The following is a 14118-nucleotide window of genomic DNA, read 5'->3' as shown; positions in this document are numbered from 1 at the left end:
CTTGTTTACGCAGGTGGGGGGGTGGTGGGGAGGGGCGCCCGGAAATTTCTGGCGGCGTCGGCGATGAGTTTCGGGGAGGGGGCCGGTCTACCCCTGTGAAGAGCGGGAATCGGGCCGCGAACCAGGATGTGGACAGCGTCCACTTTTCTGGATAGGCTGCGGAGCGTCCGGATGTGGACGCCGTACACATTGTTAGGGGAAGCATCATGCGCAAGGTCATCGCCTCCGTTTTCATCTCCGTCGACGGCGTCTTCGAGGACCCGAGCTGGTCCATGCCGTTCTGGAACGCCGAGGCGGAGGAGTTCGCCGGCAAGCAGCTCGCCGCCGCCGACGCGCTGCTGCTGGGCCGGGTGACGTACGAGGGCATGGCGCCGGCCTGGACGGCCCGCGCCGAGGGCGCCGACGCCGGGACCGAGCGGATGAACGCCCTGCCGAAGTACGTCGTCGGCTCCAGCACCGCCGCCCCCGAGTGGAACGCCACCTTCCTGACCGGTGACTTCGCTGCCGAGATCGCCGCGCTCAAGCGGCAGGACGGCGGCGACCTGCTCGTCTACGGCAGCGGCCGGCTGGTCAACGCCCTGATCGAGCACGACCTGCTCGACGAGCTGCGGCTGTGGACGCTGCCGGTGGTGCAGGGCAAGGGACGCCGGCTCTTCGGCGAGGACTCGCCGGTCAGGACCCTGCGCCCGGTGGGCACCACCGTGCTCGGCGACAGCGGGGCGCAGGTGCACGCGTACGTCCCCCTGGCCGCCGGCTGAGCGGTCCCCGCACTCCGATTCACCTTTCCCGTTCGACAGGCACCAGGTACGAGGAGCGACACGACATGAGCGAGCAGCCGGTGAAGGGCCCCGCGAGCTACTTCCCCTCGATCGAGAAGAAGTACGGCCGCCCGGTGGCGGAATGGGTGGACCTCATCCGGTCCTCCCCGCTGACCAGGCACATGGAGCTCGTCTCCTGGCTGAAGACCGAGCACGGGATCGGCCACGGCCACGCCAACGCCCTGGTCAAGCACACCCTCACGGAGAAGTAGACGCTCGCGCATGCGGGAGAGCGTCTGAGCCATGTCCACTCTCGCCGGACGCGGCTTGACTGGGTGTCATGACGAAGAACACGAACGAGACGCAGAACGAGACGCAGACGGCGCAGAACACGCTCACCCTCGTCATCGGGGGCAACGGCAAGACGGGCCGGCGGGTCGCCGAGCGGCTGGAGGCCCAGGGGCGCGCGGTACGCATCGGCTCCCGCCGCGGCGAGCCGGCCTTCGACTGGGACCGGCCCGAGACCTGGGGCCCGGCGCTGGAGGGCGTGGACCGGGCGTACGTCACCTACCACCCCGACCTGGCCTTCCCCGGGGCGGCCGACCGCATCGGCGCCTTCGCCGAGGCCGCCGTGGCCGCCGGGGCGCGGCGCCTGGTGCTGCTGTCCGGGCGCGGGGAGGAGGCGGCCCGGCTCGCCGAGAGCCGGCTGCAGGACTCCGGGGCCGACTGGACCGTCGTACGCGCCAGCTGGTTCAACCAGAACTTCGACGAGTACTTCTTCCTGGACTCGGTCCTGGCCGGGGAGATCGCCCTGCCGGTGGGGGACGCGGTGGAGGCCTTCGTGGACGCCGACGACATCGCCGACGTGGTGGTGGCCGCGCTCACCGACGACCGGCACATCGGCAGGACGTACGAGCTGTCCGGGCCGCGGCTGCTCGGCTTCGCGGAGGTGGCCGCCGAGCTGTCCAAGGCGACCGGCCGCGAGATCGCGTACGTCCCGGTCACGGACGCGCAGTACCGGGCGGTGCTGAGCGAGCACGGCCTCCCGGAGGAGTTCGCCGACCTGTTCACCCTCATCTCGGACGGGCGCAACGCGCACCTGGTCCACGGGGTCGAGGAAGTGCTGGGGCGCCCCGCCAGGGATTTCGCCGACTACGCGCGCGAAGCGGCCGCGAGCGGGGTCTGGGACGCCCGAGGATGAGGTCATGGACACGCTGACCGGACTCCTCGAAGGGCCAAGGGCCCGCAGTGCCTTCCTGATGAAGTCCGTCTTCGACCCGCCGTGGGCCATGCGGGTCGAGGACCGGGCCCCGCTGTCGGTGATGACGCTCGTGCGCGGCTCGGCGTGGCTGCTGCCCGACGACGGCGAGGCCGTGCGGATCGGGCCGGGTGACGTGGCGGTCGTACGGGGACCCGTGCCGTACACGCTCGCCGACGCGGCGGACACCCCGGTGGGCGTCAGGATCGGCCCCGACCAGCGGTGCAGTGCGCAGGGCGAGGACGTAACCGAGCGGTTCTCGCTCGGGGTGCGGACCTGGGGCCCGGCGCGGGAGGGCGCAGGCTCGGTGGTGCTGCTCAGCGGGACCTACCAGGCGCCGAGCGAGATCGGCCGCCGGCTGCTGGGGGCGCTGCCCGCGGTGCTGGTACGGCCGGTGCGGGCGGCCGACGCCACCCTGATCACCCTGCTGGCCTCGGAGGTGGCGCGGGACGAGCCGGGGCAGGAGCTCGTGCTGGACCGGCTGCTGGACCTGTTGCTCATCGGGGTGCTGCGGGCCTGGCTCGCCGCCCCCGGCTCGGGGGCGCCGGCCTGGCACCGCGCCCAGGGCGACCCGGTCGTCGGGGCGGCGCTGCGGCTGCTGCACGAGGACCCCGCGTACGGGTGGACCGTGGAGGAACTGGCCCGCCGGGCCGGGGTGTCGCGGGCCGCGCTGGCCCGGCGCTTCACCGAGCTGGTCGGGGAGCCGCCGGTCGCCTACCTGACGGGCTGGCGGATCGCCCTGGCCGCCGACCTGCTGCGCGAGCCGGACGCCACGGTGGCGACGGTGGCCCGCCGGGTCGGCTACGGGAGCGCGTTCGCGCTGTCCGCGGCCTTCAAGCGGGTGCGCGGGGTGAGCCCGCAGCAGTTCCGGGAGGGAGCGGGAGCGGGCACGGTGCCGGGGGTGTCCGGCACCGTGGTGCTCGGTTAGGGGGTGTCCGCGAAGGGGCGCCTGCCCCGCTACGCGAGTTCGAGCACGGCGACGGGCTGGGGGCCGCTGAACTCGCCCGTGGGGCGGAAGCCGAGGCCGAGGTAGAACGGCGCCGGGCTGTCGTCGCTGTCGTGCCAGGTGACGTACGCCCGGGTCCCGCCGCGCCGGCGGATCTCCTCCGTGACGGCCTCCACGGCGAAGCGGCCGTAGCCCTTGCCCTGGTGCTCGGCGGCGATGTTCAGGCGCCAGATGCCGGAGCGGCGGTGCTCCGGGTCCTTCGCCGGATTCCAGACGATGTCCAGGAAGGCCATCACGAAGCCGACGACCTCGTCGCCGTCGAGGACGGCGCGGGGCCAGGCGGGCTCGCCGTGGACGTAGGCCTCGGCGAGGGACTGGGCGACGGACTCGACGAGGTGCTCCTGGTCGGGACGGACGCGGACGGCGGTCACCGCTTCGAAGTTGTCCGGGGTCACCGGCACCAGGCGGAGGGATGAGCTGATCATGCGCGCAGCTTAGACCGGCCGAGACGATTGAAAAGAACGGGACAGCCGGTATATTTTCTGCCCGCAGTGCATCAGGAGGGGAAGGGGAAGGCTTTGCGGGCACAAGTGGCCGTCGTCGGCGGGGGGCCGGTCGGCATGCTCGTCGCGGCCGAGCTGGCCGGGTACGGGGTCGACACGGTGGTCCTGGAGGAGCGTACGGAGGTCTCCGAGCGCCCCAAGGCCACCACGCTGCACGCCCGGGCGGTGCAGAGCCTCGCCCGGCGCGGGTACCTGCCAGGGGACGCCCCCGGCGGAACCTCGGCAGTGTTCCATTTCGCCGGGATCCACGGGCTGGTCATCACCGTGCCCGAAGGGGAGCCGGAGCCGGTCCTCAAGCGGCCGCAGGCCGAGCTGGAGCGGCTCTTCGAGGCGCGGGCCCGGGCGGCGGGCGCACGGGTGCTGCGCGGGCACCGCGTGACCGGGATCGCCCAGGAGCCGGACGGCGTGCGGCTGGACGTGGAGGGGCCCGGGGGCCCGGCGGTCTGCCGCGTCGAGTACCTCGTCGGCGCGGACGGGGCCCGCAGCACGGTACGGGAACGGCTGGGCATCGCCTCCGACACGGCACCGGCCTCGGTCTCCGCCCTGGCCGGGCTGGCCACGCTGGAGGACCCGGAAGCCCTGGAGCAGGGCTGGCTGCGCACCCCGCGCGGCTGGATCGTCTCCAAGCGGACGCCCGGCGGCGAGACGCACATCCGGACGCTGGACTGCGCGGGCGCGCACGAGGGCCGGGAGCGGCCGCCGACGCCGCGGGAACTGCAGGGCGAGGTGTCCCGGATCATCGGCCGCGACATCCCGATGGCGGGAGCGCGCTGGATCACCCGGTTCAGCGACTTCACACGCCTGGCCCGGACCTTCCGCGCGGGACGGGCCTTCCTGGTGGGCGACGCGGCGCACCTGCACTTCCCCATCGGCGGGCAGGGGCTGAGCACCGGGGTGCTGGACGCCCTGAACCTCGGCTGGAAGCTGGCGCTCGCCGTGCGCGGCGCGGCGGGGGAGCGGCTGCTCGACAGCTACGACCTGGAGCGCCGCCCCGTGGCGCAGGGGGTCGTCGACAACACCAGGGCGCAGCTCGCGCTGATGCGGCCCGGGGAGGACGTCGACGCGCTGCGCGAGGTGTTCACGGGACTGCTGGCCACGGACCGGGACGCCGGCGGGCTCGCCGACATGATCAGCGCGCAGGGGACGGTGCTCCCGGCGTACACGGACCGGCCGTCCTCGTGGGAGGGCCGGTTCCTGTCGAACTTCCGGCTGCCGGCCGGGGCGGGGGCGGACGACCTCGTCACCCTGCTGCGGGACGGCCGGCCGCTGCTGCTCCTGTCCGGGGAGGGCGGGACGCGCCACGAGGAGGAGGCGCGCCCGTGGTCGCCGCTCCTGCGCGTGGTGCGGACCGGGCCGGTGCCCGGCGCGGCGCACGAAGCGCTGCTGGTACGGCCCGACGGCTATGTCGCCTGGTCGCCGGGCGGCAGCGCGCTGGGCGGCGCGCTGTCGGCGTACTTCGGCGGCGGGGCCTGCGCACCCGCGGCCGCGGGTGCGGCCCCGGGAGGCGGGCGTGGGATCCGGCTCAGCTGAGCGAGCCGGCGGCCTCCCGCTCCTGGGCCAGCAGGAGCGCCTCGTGGTAGACCTCGGCGGCGCGGCTCTCGCCCAGGTGCAGCGAGGCGAGGACCGAGGACTGGGCGATGCTGGGCAGCAGGTGCCGCAGGAGCGCGCTGACCCGGACCACGAGGTCCCGGTAGTCGGTGAGGGCCTGGGACATCGACTGGATGCCGGCGTAGGCGCCCACGATCACGTCGGCGGTCTCGGAGGGGTCCACGTGCGGCAGCAGCTCGCCCTGGAGCTGGGCGATGTTCAGCCGCTCGCCGACGGGTACGGCCCAGTTGCGGAACGGGCCGCTGCGGTCGAGCCCCTCGGCGCGCTGGTCCATGGTCAGCCGTACGCCGGCGCGGACCATGGGGTCGGTCTGCAGCCGGTAGGTGTGGAGCATGACTATGTCCACGATCTCCTGGAGCTTGGAGGCGCGCTCCGGGAGCGGGAGGTTCTGGTTCTGGGCGTTGAGGACGCCGAGGGCCAGGTCCTCCTTGGACTGGAAGTGGAAGTACAACGCCCCCTTGGTCACGCCGGCGACCGTGAGGATCTCGGAGATGGTCGAGGCCTGGTAGCCCCGCTCCTCGAAGATCTTGGCGGCAGCGCTCAGGATGGCCTGGCGCGTGCGGATGGCTCGGACCTGTTCAGCCACGGTGGCTCCTCCTTCATCAGGTTTCGTCGGAGCGTCGGAAGCCCTGATGCAAACCGTCCGTCCCGTACGTATCTTACAGCGGGTAACTCCGACGCCAACCATGCAGCCACCCCCGAGGACCAAAAATGAGTGAGGACGGACGATGATTCTTGTGACCGGCGCCACTGGGACGGTGGGGCGTGAGGTGCTGCGACGGCTGTCACCGGACCTTCGGGTCAGGGCGATGGCGAGGCAGCCGGCACGCGTGGCGCAGCAGAACGGAACGGCCGAGACCGTTCGGGGGGACTACGACGACCCGGAGTCGCTCGCCCTCGCCCTCGAAGGCGTGGACAGCGTCTTCCTGGTGACCAGCCGCGTCGGGCGCGACGACGACGCGCGGTTCCTGCGGATCGCGAGGTCGGCCGGGGTGCGGCACGTCGTGAAGCTCTCGGCGGCCGCCGTGGAGGACGGGGACGCCGACGACCTGATCACGCGCTGGCAGCGGGAGAACGAGGACCTCCTGCGCGGCTCGGGGATGGAGTGGACGCTGCTGCGTCCGCGCTCCTTCATGTCCAACGCCCTGTCCTGGGCGTCGTCCATCCGCTCGGACGGCGTCGTGCGGGCCTTGTACGGGGCGTCGGCCAACTCCTGCGTCGATCCGCGCGACATCGCCGAGGCCGCCGTGCGCACGCTGACCGCGCCCGGGCACGCCGGCCGGGCGTACGCCCTGACCGGGCCGCGGGCGCTGACCGCCGCCGAGCAGACCGCACAGCTCGCCGAGCTGCTGGGCCGTCCGCTGCGCTTCGAGGAGCTGGATCCCGCGCAGGCCCGCGCCCAGTGGAGCGCGCGCCACCCGGAGGCCGTCGTCGAGGCGCTGCTGAGCAGTGCCGAGCGGCAGCGCCGCGGAGCCAAGGCGGGTGTGGGGGGATCGGTCGAGGAACTGACCGGGAGGCCCGCGGGCTCCTTCCGGGCGTGGGCAGGCGACCATCTCGCCGCCTTCGCGCGGCCCTGAGGCCGCCGTCGCCCGGCCCGGTGGCCGCCGCGGGGCTCAGTGCCCGTAGGCGGCCGCCGTGACGACGGCGGTGTAGATGACCTGACCCTCCTGGCGGCCCGTCACGCGTACGGCTTCCTCCGCGCCCGGGACGTCGGAGTACAGGCGCTCGGCCTCGATCACGCAGGGGACGTCCAGCTCCGCGTACCGCTTGAAGTCGCCCGAGATGCTGAGCGGGAGGAAGGACGAGCGCCCCAGTGCCGCCGCCGAGGCCTGCCGGGCGGCCTCCAGGAGCACCATGCCCGGGACGTGGTCGACCCAGTGGTCGAAGAGGACCGGGTGCAGGGTGTCCACCCGCAGCTGCCAGCGGTTCGGCTCGCCTATGGGGGAGAGGACCACGTCGGTCGGCGACAGCCGTCCGACGCTCTGCGGCGCGGCGGGAGCCGTCAGGGGCAGCGCGCGGTGGCCGGGTTCGAGGGTGTGCGCGGGGCGCACCCGCCGGTACACGGACGGGCTGGTGCAGGTGTAGGAGCCCCCGCCCGTCGCCACGACGTGCCCCTCGCGGCGGACGACCGCCTCGTAGCCGAGCCCGGTCAGCCGGCCCCCCCGCCGGCTGATCGTCGTGCACGTGACCTCGATGTCGAGCGAGGCCGGGGTCTGGCGGACCTGGAGGTGCTCCGGGTGGACCGTGAGGTTGAGGTCCCACATGAGGAAGTGGTGCCCGAACGGAACACCGAACTCCGCGTGTCCCAGCAGGCTGCCGATCTGGCGGATCGTTTCGGCGCAGATGAGCGGGTCGTAGTAGCCGCCCGCGACCGGAGTGAAGAAGCTGTGGCTGCGCGGCCACTGCGCCGTCACCGTGAAGTGGGCCTCGTCCAGCCGGTGCCAGTTCGTGAGCAGGACCTCTGCCACGGAGGCGCGGTGGACCAGCTCCTTCGGAACGGTGGCGGTGAGAGACGGGAAGCGGAAGCCGTTCTGCTCCGACGTCGTAGTGGCGGACCGCCAAGCCGGGTCGTAGATGGCTGCGCGCTCGACATGAAACGTGCTCGCGCTCATTGTTCCCCCTAGACAGCGCTGGCCAGTTACAGGTGTGACTGCCGAGAAAAATATATACCAACCGGTTTTTTATCCAGGGGATGTCCGAGGATTGGCTCCGGAATATGCGGAGGAATTCCTTCCGGCCACGCTGCGGCTCCGTGTTTGCCCAGGTCTCCGGCCCTTGGGTGGCGTCGAATCTCCGCCATCGGCCGCGAACGATCTCAAGTGTGCCAGGAGTGATCCTTTAGTCGGCCGATGCCCCACCGGTAAAGGGGTGGTGAAGCCCGTGCGTCGATTCGCTCAGGACGATTCGCTTCGCACCTTTGGGGTGTGCCGTTCCTCGCCCGGGCCGGGTCCGGCGCCCCGCCGGGCGGCCGGCAGGGCTTCGGGTGCTCCGCCGGCGGGCCGTACGGGAGCTCGGACCATGCCGCTCACCTCGGACGCTGTTCCCGCGGCCGGGGATTCGGCGGTGAGCGGGCGGGGTGCGGCCGCGGCGGTGGGAGGGGAGCCCTCCGGGCCGGGCGGTGCAACCCGGCGGGGAATTGCTGTCGCGAAGAGGAATGTCGCCCACCTGTCTCCCGGCCGGTGCGCGGCGCCGGACGGCCCGCGGGATTCCGGCCAGCGGCCGACGGGCGGCCGGTGCGACGGCCCCGGGCCCGGTGCCCGGCCGGGCGGCCTTGCGGCGTCTGGGCCGTGGCGCGAACGCCCCGCGGCCGGCATGCCGTCGAGGTGACCCCTCCGCCTCCGCTTCGAGCGTGGTTCCAGCGCCTTTCCGCCACGGCTCCGGCACGAGCCGACCAGGATTCACGTTCGGCAAACCGCGAAAGCGGTTTGTAGTTGGGGAGTCCGGTACGTACTCGGCCGTCCGGAGCGTGGTGCTCGCCACGCTCCGGTCCCCGTTTCCTACCCGCCGTGGGCGCGAATCAGCCAACCACCCGGTCGGTTAAGGGGTCATTCAAGCCACTCCAGTACGGGTTTCACGGGTATTTTGCCGGGCTGAGGTGACCTTGAAGCCATCCTCCAGCAGCGCTGGAACCAATGAAATTGCAGGTCAGGATGGGTTGCGGCCCGGTTCGGCGGTGGCCGGGCGGCGAAAAACGGTACATCCGGTTTGGTATTGACAAACCGGCGGAGCTGTTTTTTGCTCGTTCCAGCGAAAGTCAAGGGCTCATCCACGGACGAAGCAGGGGAGTACGGCGTGGACATCGATGTACTGGGTGCACTGACCGTTCGGGAGAACGGGGTCTCCATCACGCCGACGGCGGCCAAGCCCCGGCAGGTGCTGGCGCTGCTCGCGCTGCACGCGGACCAGGTCGTGCCCGTCGCCGCGCTGATAGAGGAGCTGTGGGGGACGGAGCCGCCGCGCAGCGCGCGGACCACCCTGCAGACCTACGTGCTCCAGCTGCGCGGTCTCATCGGCACCGCGCTGGAGGGGACCGACGGGACGCGCACCGCCAAGGACGTCCTCGTCACGCTGCCCGGCGGGTACATGCTCAACAGCGGCGGCGGCACCAGCGACGTGCGCGAGTTCGACCGGCTGGCCGGGATGGGCTACCGGGCCATGGACGCCGCGGACTTCCCCAATGCCGCACGGCTGCTGCGGGAGGCGCTCGCCCTGTGGTCGGGGCCGGCCTTCGCCGACGTCGACGGCGGCGTGCAGCTGGACATGGAGACCCGCCGCCTGGAGGAGACCCGGCTGTGCGCGCTCGACCAGCGCATCGAGGCCGACCTGAAGCTGGGCCGGCACCGGGAGTTGCTCGCGGAACTGACCGTTCTGGCCAGCCGCTACCGGATCCACGAGAACCTGCACGGGCAGTTCATGCTCGCCCTGCACCGCTCGGGCCGCCGCGGCGAGGCGCTCAGCGTCTACCAGCGGCTGCGCGCCACGCTGGTGCGCGAACTCGGCATCGAGCCCTCGGCCGCCCTGCGCAGCCTCCAGCGGTCGATCCTCATGAGCGGCCCCGAGGTGCCCGCCGCCGAATCCGCGGAGAACGCCCGCAAGCGGCTCGCCCGGGTCGGCTGAGCCGGGCGCTCGGATGATCGCCCGGTGAATGCTGCACGGGGATTTAAGAAAGCGCTGGGTAAAACCTGAGATTTAATTTGCATCAACGGGGATCGGAACAAAGACGACGAGCCCGATCAGTGGGCTGAGCACGGGGTTTACCGTCCAATCGGAATCCTGTCTTTCGAATCCGCCGTCTGTTCGCCTGTTTCGGAGGTCCGCTCGATGTCGGCTTGAATGCCCGGTGATGTTGCCCTGGGCTGGCTTACCGTCGTCGGGTCGAATACTGAAAACCGAGAGTATCTCGACGAAATATGGAGGGGAGACGGGAGACCGTGAAGATTCAGGTTCTGGGTCCGTTGAGTGCCGAGGTCAACGGGGCATCGATCGTTCCTACGGCGGGCAAGCCGCGTCAGATCCTGGCGCTTCTCGCGCTCTACCCGGGCAGGGTGATGCCCGTTCCGACCCTCATGGAGGAGATCTGGGGGACGAACCTGCCCGAAAGCGCGCTCACCACCCTGCAGACGTACATCCTCCAGCTGCGCCGCAGGCTCGGCACGGCGATGGGCCCGGGGGCCCCCGGCACCGCCAAGGACGTGCTCGCCACCCGGCACGGCGGCTACCTCCTCCAGATCCCGCAGGAGTCGGTGGACGTCCACGAGTACGAGGCCCTCGTCGCCTCCGGCCAGAACGCCTTCGACGACGGTGACGACGAGCGCGCCGCCGACCTGCTGCGCAAGGCGCTCGACCTGTGGCAGGGGCCCGCGCTGGTCGACGTACGCGTCGGCCCGATCCTGGAGATCGAGGTGCTGCGGCTGGCGGAGAGCCGGCTCGTCACCACCGAGCGGCGGATCGACGTCGACCTGCGCCTCGGCCGGCACAGCGAACTGCTCGCCGAGCTCACCGAGCTGATGGCCCGCAACCCGCAGCACGAGGGCCTGCACTCGCAGGCCATGGTCGCGCTGTACCGTTCGGGCCGGCAGGCCACCGCCCTCGACGTCTACCGCAGGCTCCGCGCCCGCCTGATCGGGGAGCTCGGCGTCGAGCCCTCGCAGCAGCTGCAGCGCCTGCACCAGGCGATGCTGCGGGTGGACCCGGCGCTGGACGTCGTCGCCGGACCGCGCCGGAGCTCCACCTTCGACCTGTACGCGGCCTAGCAGGCCGCCGAGGGGAGGCGCGGCGGCTCCAGCGGGGCTCGTTCCCGGCGTGAGGGGCTCTCCAGGGCGGGCGGTCAGGCTCCTGGCGACCCGGTATGAGCCGCTGCGCCGGCGGACGAGGAGAGAGGCAAACCATGCAAGCCACGGTCCGGCTGGAACTCGCCGACCTCACCCGCATCCTGCGGATCTGGGGAGGCGAGGAGGACTGCGTCGAGCTGACCGAGGAAGTCCAGGACCTGTACTGGATCGAACTCGGCTACGACAGCCTCTGCATCCTGCAGACCATCGAGTCGATCGAGCGGAAGTTCGCCGTCCCGCTCGCCCGGGAGATCCTCGAACTGGGCGACACCCCGCGGCTCTTCCTCGGCATGGTCAACGACGTGCTGGGCAGCCGCGCCGCCGTCTGAGACTCCAGCGGCGTTCGACGCGCACTCCGGCGGACGCCGACAGGCTCTGCGCCAAGCGTTGAGAGAGGTGTCCCCGATGTCTGTCGAGCGAGTGCACCGGATGTCATACGCGGTCGACGCGGCCGCGCCCGCCGGAGCCCTGTACACCCTGGTGGCCGATGTCACCCAGTGGCCGTTGTTCCTGCCGGACACCGTCCACGTCGAGCGGCTGGACTTCGACGGCGTCGCCGACCGGTACGTCCGGTGGGCCGACGCGGGCGGGGAACTGCGGCGCTCGCTCGTGCGGCGGACCCTGGACGCCGGCGGGCGGCGCGTCCTCTTCCGCGAGGAGCGCCCCGACGCGCCCGTCACCGCCTCCGGCGGCAGCTGGTGCGTGGACGAACTCGCCCCCGGCTGGTCGCGGCTGACCCTGGAACAGGAGATCACCCTCGACGGCGGCCGCACCGCGGAGGCCGGACGGGCCGTGGCGCGGGCGGAGGAGGGCGCGTGGGCCGCGCTGGGCGGTCTGCGGACCGCGGCCGAGCGCTGGCGGCGGCTCGACGAGCTCACGGTGTCCTTCGAGGAGTCCGTACGGATCGAGGGCCCGGCCGAGCCGGTGTACGAGTTCCTGTACGGCGTGGACTCCTGGCCCGGCAGGGTCGCGCACGTGCTGGAGGCCGAGGTGTCCGAGGACCGGCCCGGCGTGCAGCGCACCCGGCTGGTCAACCTGGCCGACGACGGCTCCTCCTACCCGACCGAGGGGTCGCGGGTGTGCTTCCCGGCCGCCGGGCGGATCGTCTTCAAGCGGACCAGGCCCCACCCGCTGCTCGCGGCGCACGCCGGCGAGTGGTGCGTGGAGCCGGACGTGTCGGGGGTCACCGTGTCCTGTCGGCACGAGGTGCTGCTGGACGAGCGGGCGGTGGGGCGGCGCCCCGGCCCGGGCGCGGAACTGGCCGCGGCGCGGCGGTACGTGCGCGAGGTGGTCGGGCGCGAGAGCCGGGCCGTGCTGGAGCCGGCGACGCGGTACGCGGGCGACCCGGTCCGGACCCTGCGCTCGGTGTGAGGCACCGCGGGCCCTCTGACCCCTGCCGGGCCCTCTGAACCCCTGCCGGCTCCCGCCGGCTTTCCCCCCTGGCGGCGGCCCGCCACCGTGTTCCCCCCGCGGTGGCGGGCCGCCGTGCTGTTCAGCTCCCCCGCCCGGCGGTGTCCAGTTCGCGCAGGGTGGCGGGCACGGCCAGGCAGGGCATGACCACCCGCCAGAAGCCGGCCAGCGTGCGCGGCGCGAGCCACTGCGGGTCGTCGCGGCCCAGTGCCTCGAAGCCGAGGGTGGCCGCCACGACCGTCGCCGCCACGCTGCGGTGGTTCAGGCCGGGCAGCAGGGTGCCCTCCTCGGAGGCCTCCGCCAGCAGCCGGTGCACGTACTCGTGCCACTCACGGGGCAGGGCGCAGGAGGACGTGTACGCGGACTCCCGGCCCAGCCGGAAACCGGCCCGGGCCACGACGTCCCCCAGGAGCAGCCCGGCGAGCGCCTGGGAGCTGTCGGCCAGGGCCTGGAGGGCGGACGTGCGCCCCGCGTACACCTCGCGGGCGGCCGCGCGCAGGGCCTCGGCCCCGGAGGCCTCGACGGCCCGGGCGACGGCCGCCTTGTTCTCGAAGTGGAAGTGCAGCGCGCCCGGGCTCACTCCGGCTCCGACGCTGATCATGCTCAGCGTCGCGTCTGCGTAGCCGCGCCGTCCGAACACGGTCGCGGCTGACTCAATCAGTGCATGACGGGTCCGGACAGCGCGTTCTTGTTTCATCACGCATAGCTCCTGTATCAGTTTCCTTCCATTATTAAACCGCGCCGTTGGTATGGGAATGGGCTCCGGATGCCCGTTCCTGGCTGGTTTGGCGGCGATTCCTGCCCCGCGGTGGCCCGATTTGGTCCTTTTTTCGAGGTCCTTGCCAGGGTTTGCAGGCTTTGACAAACCGACGAAGCGGTTTGTATCTTCGTTGACGTTGGCTCAACCGAGCTTGAGGGGAGGGGGGCAGATGAACCAGCGGACCATTGCTGTACTGGAACCTCACACGGCCGCCGCGGGCGTGAACGGGGGATTCCTGCCGGCCGAGGGGCTCAGAACGCCACAGCAAGCGCCGACCCAGTCGGCCCTGTGGCGGATCCTCATCGTGGAGAGCAGCACGATCGAGGCGGAGACGCTCGCCCGCGGCCTGCGCCGGCACGGACACGAGGTCGAGATCGTCGCCACCGGCGGCGACGCCCTGCGCTGCTACGCCGACGCCGACCTCGTCCTGCTCGACCTGGAACTCCCCGACCTGGACGGTCTGGAGGTCTGCCGCGGCATCCGCGCCGCCCACGAGATACCGGTGATCGCGGTCACCGCCCGGGGCAGCGAACTGGACCGGGTCCTCGGCCTCCAGGCGGGCGCCGACGACTACCTGGTCAAGCCGTACGGGTTCCGCGAGCTGATGGCGCGGATGGAGGCGGTCATGCGCCGGGCGCGGCCGACCCGCCCCGCCGCGGCCACCATCACCTGCGGTCCGCTGCGGATCGACGCGGGCACGCGCGAGGTGACCCTGGACGGCGAGCCCGTCGAGACCACGCGCAAGGAGTTCGACATGCTCTACCTCCTCGCGTCCCACCCCGACACCGTCATCCCGCGCAAGATGCTGATGCAGCAGGTCTGGGGCGACTCCTGGTCGCGCCGGACCGTCGACACGCACGTGAGCACGCTCCGCAACAAGATCGGCGCCGGCTGGATCATCACGATCCGCGGCGTCGGTTTCCGGTTCGGCCAGGGCACCTGAACCCGCCCCCGCGCGCAGCCGCGGGAGGACGACCGCCGAGC

15 protein-coding genes are annotated in these 14118 nt (G+C 72.1%); 11 read left to right on the top strand and 4 right to left on the bottom strand.

The genetic code is table 11. The features are described 5' to 3' along the window. Positions 1 to 206: 206 nt before the first annotated feature. The 4 genes from AC07A6_RS12330 (at position 207) to AC07A6_RS12315 (ending at position 2944) form a co-directional block, all read left to right on the top strand. Positions 207 to 758: a dihydrofolate reductase family protein gene (locus AC07A6_RS12330; RefSeq protein WP_362465339.1), complete on the top strand. Its 552-nt coding sequence runs from the start codon at positions 207 to 209 to the stop codon at positions 756 to 758. A 65-nt stretch (positions 759 to 823) separates the two neighbouring features. Next, complete coding sequence (locus AC07A6_RS12325; RefSeq protein WP_362465342.1) at positions 824 to 1030, top strand: DUF4287 domain-containing protein; 207 nt, start codon at positions 824 to 826, stop codon at positions 1028 to 1030. 68 nt (positions 1031 to 1098) lie between these two features. Next, entirely contained in the window at positions 1099 to 1959 is an 861-nt protein-coding gene (locus AC07A6_RS12320) for an NAD(P)H-binding protein (protein ID WP_478777052.1), read from the top strand. A 4-nt stretch (positions 1960 to 1963) separates the two neighbouring features. Further along, positions 1964 to 2944 carry an AraC family transcriptional regulator gene (locus AC07A6_RS12315; protein ID WP_362465348.1) on the top strand — a complete coding sequence of 327 codons (981 nt, stop codon included), beginning with the start codon at positions 1964 to 1966 and terminating at the stop codon, positions 2942 to 2944. 29 nt (positions 2945 to 2973) lie between these two features. Here the strand turns inward: AC07A6_RS12315 and AC07A6_RS12310 are convergent, their stop codons facing one another. Beyond that, positions 2974 to 3447 carry a GNAT family N-acetyltransferase gene (locus AC07A6_RS12310; protein WP_385760311.1) on the bottom strand — a complete coding sequence of 158 codons (474 nt, stop codon included), beginning with the start codon at positions 3445 to 3447 and terminating at the stop codon, positions 2974 to 2976. A gap of 93 nt (positions 3448 to 3540) precedes the next feature. Between AC07A6_RS12310 and AC07A6_RS12305 the strand changes: the two genes are divergently transcribed. Then, a complete protein-coding gene (locus tag AC07A6_RS12305) occupies positions 3541 to 5055 on the top strand; it encodes an FAD-dependent monooxygenase (RefSeq protein ID WP_478777051.1) in 1515 nt (504 codons plus the stop codon). On the opposite strand, the gene AC07A6_RS12300 is transcribed toward AC07A6_RS12305, so the two are convergent. Then, the gene (locus AC07A6_RS12300; protein WP_362465356.1) at positions 5048 to 5719 is read right to left on the bottom strand and encodes a ScbR family autoregulator-binding transcription factor; all 672 of its coding nucleotides are present in this window, start codon (positions 5717 to 5719) and stop codon (positions 5048 to 5050) included. The two genes, AC07A6_RS12305 and AC07A6_RS12300, sit on opposite strands and share 8 nt — an antisense overlap. 142 nt (positions 5720 to 5861) lie before the next feature. Between AC07A6_RS12300 and AC07A6_RS12295 the strand changes: the two genes are divergently transcribed. Beyond that, positions 5862 to 6710 (top strand): SDR family oxidoreductase, encoded by an 849-nt coding sequence (locus AC07A6_RS12295; protein WP_478777050.1) that lies wholly within the window; start codon positions 5862 to 5864, stop codon positions 6708 to 6710. 36 nt (positions 6711 to 6746) lie between these two features. Here the strand turns inward: AC07A6_RS12295 and AC07A6_RS12290 are convergent, their stop codons facing one another. Continuing rightward, positions 6747 to 7745 (bottom strand): ScbA/BarX family gamma-butyrolactone biosynthesis protein, encoded by a 999-nt coding sequence (locus AC07A6_RS12290; protein ID WP_362465361.1) that lies wholly within the window; start codon positions 7743 to 7745, stop codon positions 6747 to 6749. Positions 7746 to 8925: 1180 nt separating this feature from the next. Between AC07A6_RS12290 and AC07A6_RS12285 the strand changes: the two genes are divergently transcribed. The 4 genes from AC07A6_RS12285 to AC07A6_RS12270 all read left to right on the top strand — a co-directional run bounded on the left by AC07A6_RS12285 (position 8926) and on the right by AC07A6_RS12270 (position 12335). Further along, the gene (locus tag AC07A6_RS12285; RefSeq protein WP_362465364.1) at positions 8926 to 9750 is read left to right on the top strand and encodes an AfsR/SARP family transcriptional regulator; all 825 of its coding nucleotides are present in this window, start codon (positions 8926 to 8928) and stop codon (positions 9748 to 9750) included. 314 nt (positions 9751 to 10064) lie between these two features. Next, positions 10065 to 10886: an AfsR/SARP family transcriptional regulator gene (locus AC07A6_RS12280; RefSeq protein WP_362465367.1), complete on the top strand. Its 822-nt coding sequence runs from the start codon at positions 10065 to 10067 to the stop codon at positions 10884 to 10886. Positions 10887 to 11020: 134 nt separating this feature from the next. Beyond that, positions 11021 to 11293 carry an actinorhodin polyketide synthase gene (locus tag AC07A6_RS12275; RefSeq protein WP_362465370.1) on the top strand — a complete coding sequence of 91 codons (273 nt, stop codon included), beginning with the start codon at positions 11021 to 11023 and terminating at the stop codon, positions 11291 to 11293. Between the two features lie 76 nt (positions 11294 to 11369). After that, positions 11370 to 12335: an SRPBCC family protein gene (locus AC07A6_RS12270; RefSeq protein WP_362465373.1), complete on the top strand. Its 966-nt coding sequence runs from the start codon at positions 11370 to 11372 to the stop codon at positions 12333 to 12335. A 121-nt stretch (positions 12336 to 12456) separates the two neighbouring features. Here the strand turns inward: AC07A6_RS12270 and AC07A6_RS12265 are convergent, their stop codons facing one another. Then, positions 12457 to 13071, bottom strand: a complete 615-nt coding sequence (locus AC07A6_RS12265; RefSeq protein ID WP_478777049.1) for a ScbR family autoregulator-binding transcription factor — start codon at positions 13069 to 13071, stop codon at positions 12457 to 12459. A gap of 232 nt (positions 13072 to 13303) precedes the next feature. Here AC07A6_RS12265 and AC07A6_RS12260 point away from each other — a divergent pair, with 232 nt between their 5' ends. Then, on the top strand, positions 13304 to 14077 hold the full coding sequence (locus AC07A6_RS12260) for a response regulator transcription factor (protein ID WP_362465379.1): 774 nt from the start codon (positions 13304 to 13306) through the stop codon (positions 14075 to 14077). Positions 14078 to 14118: the final 41 nt, after the last annotated feature.

Source organism: Streptomyces sp. NPDC044002 (assembly GCF_056434525.1).
This window is presented reverse-complemented; position numbering and strand designations above follow the sequence as displayed.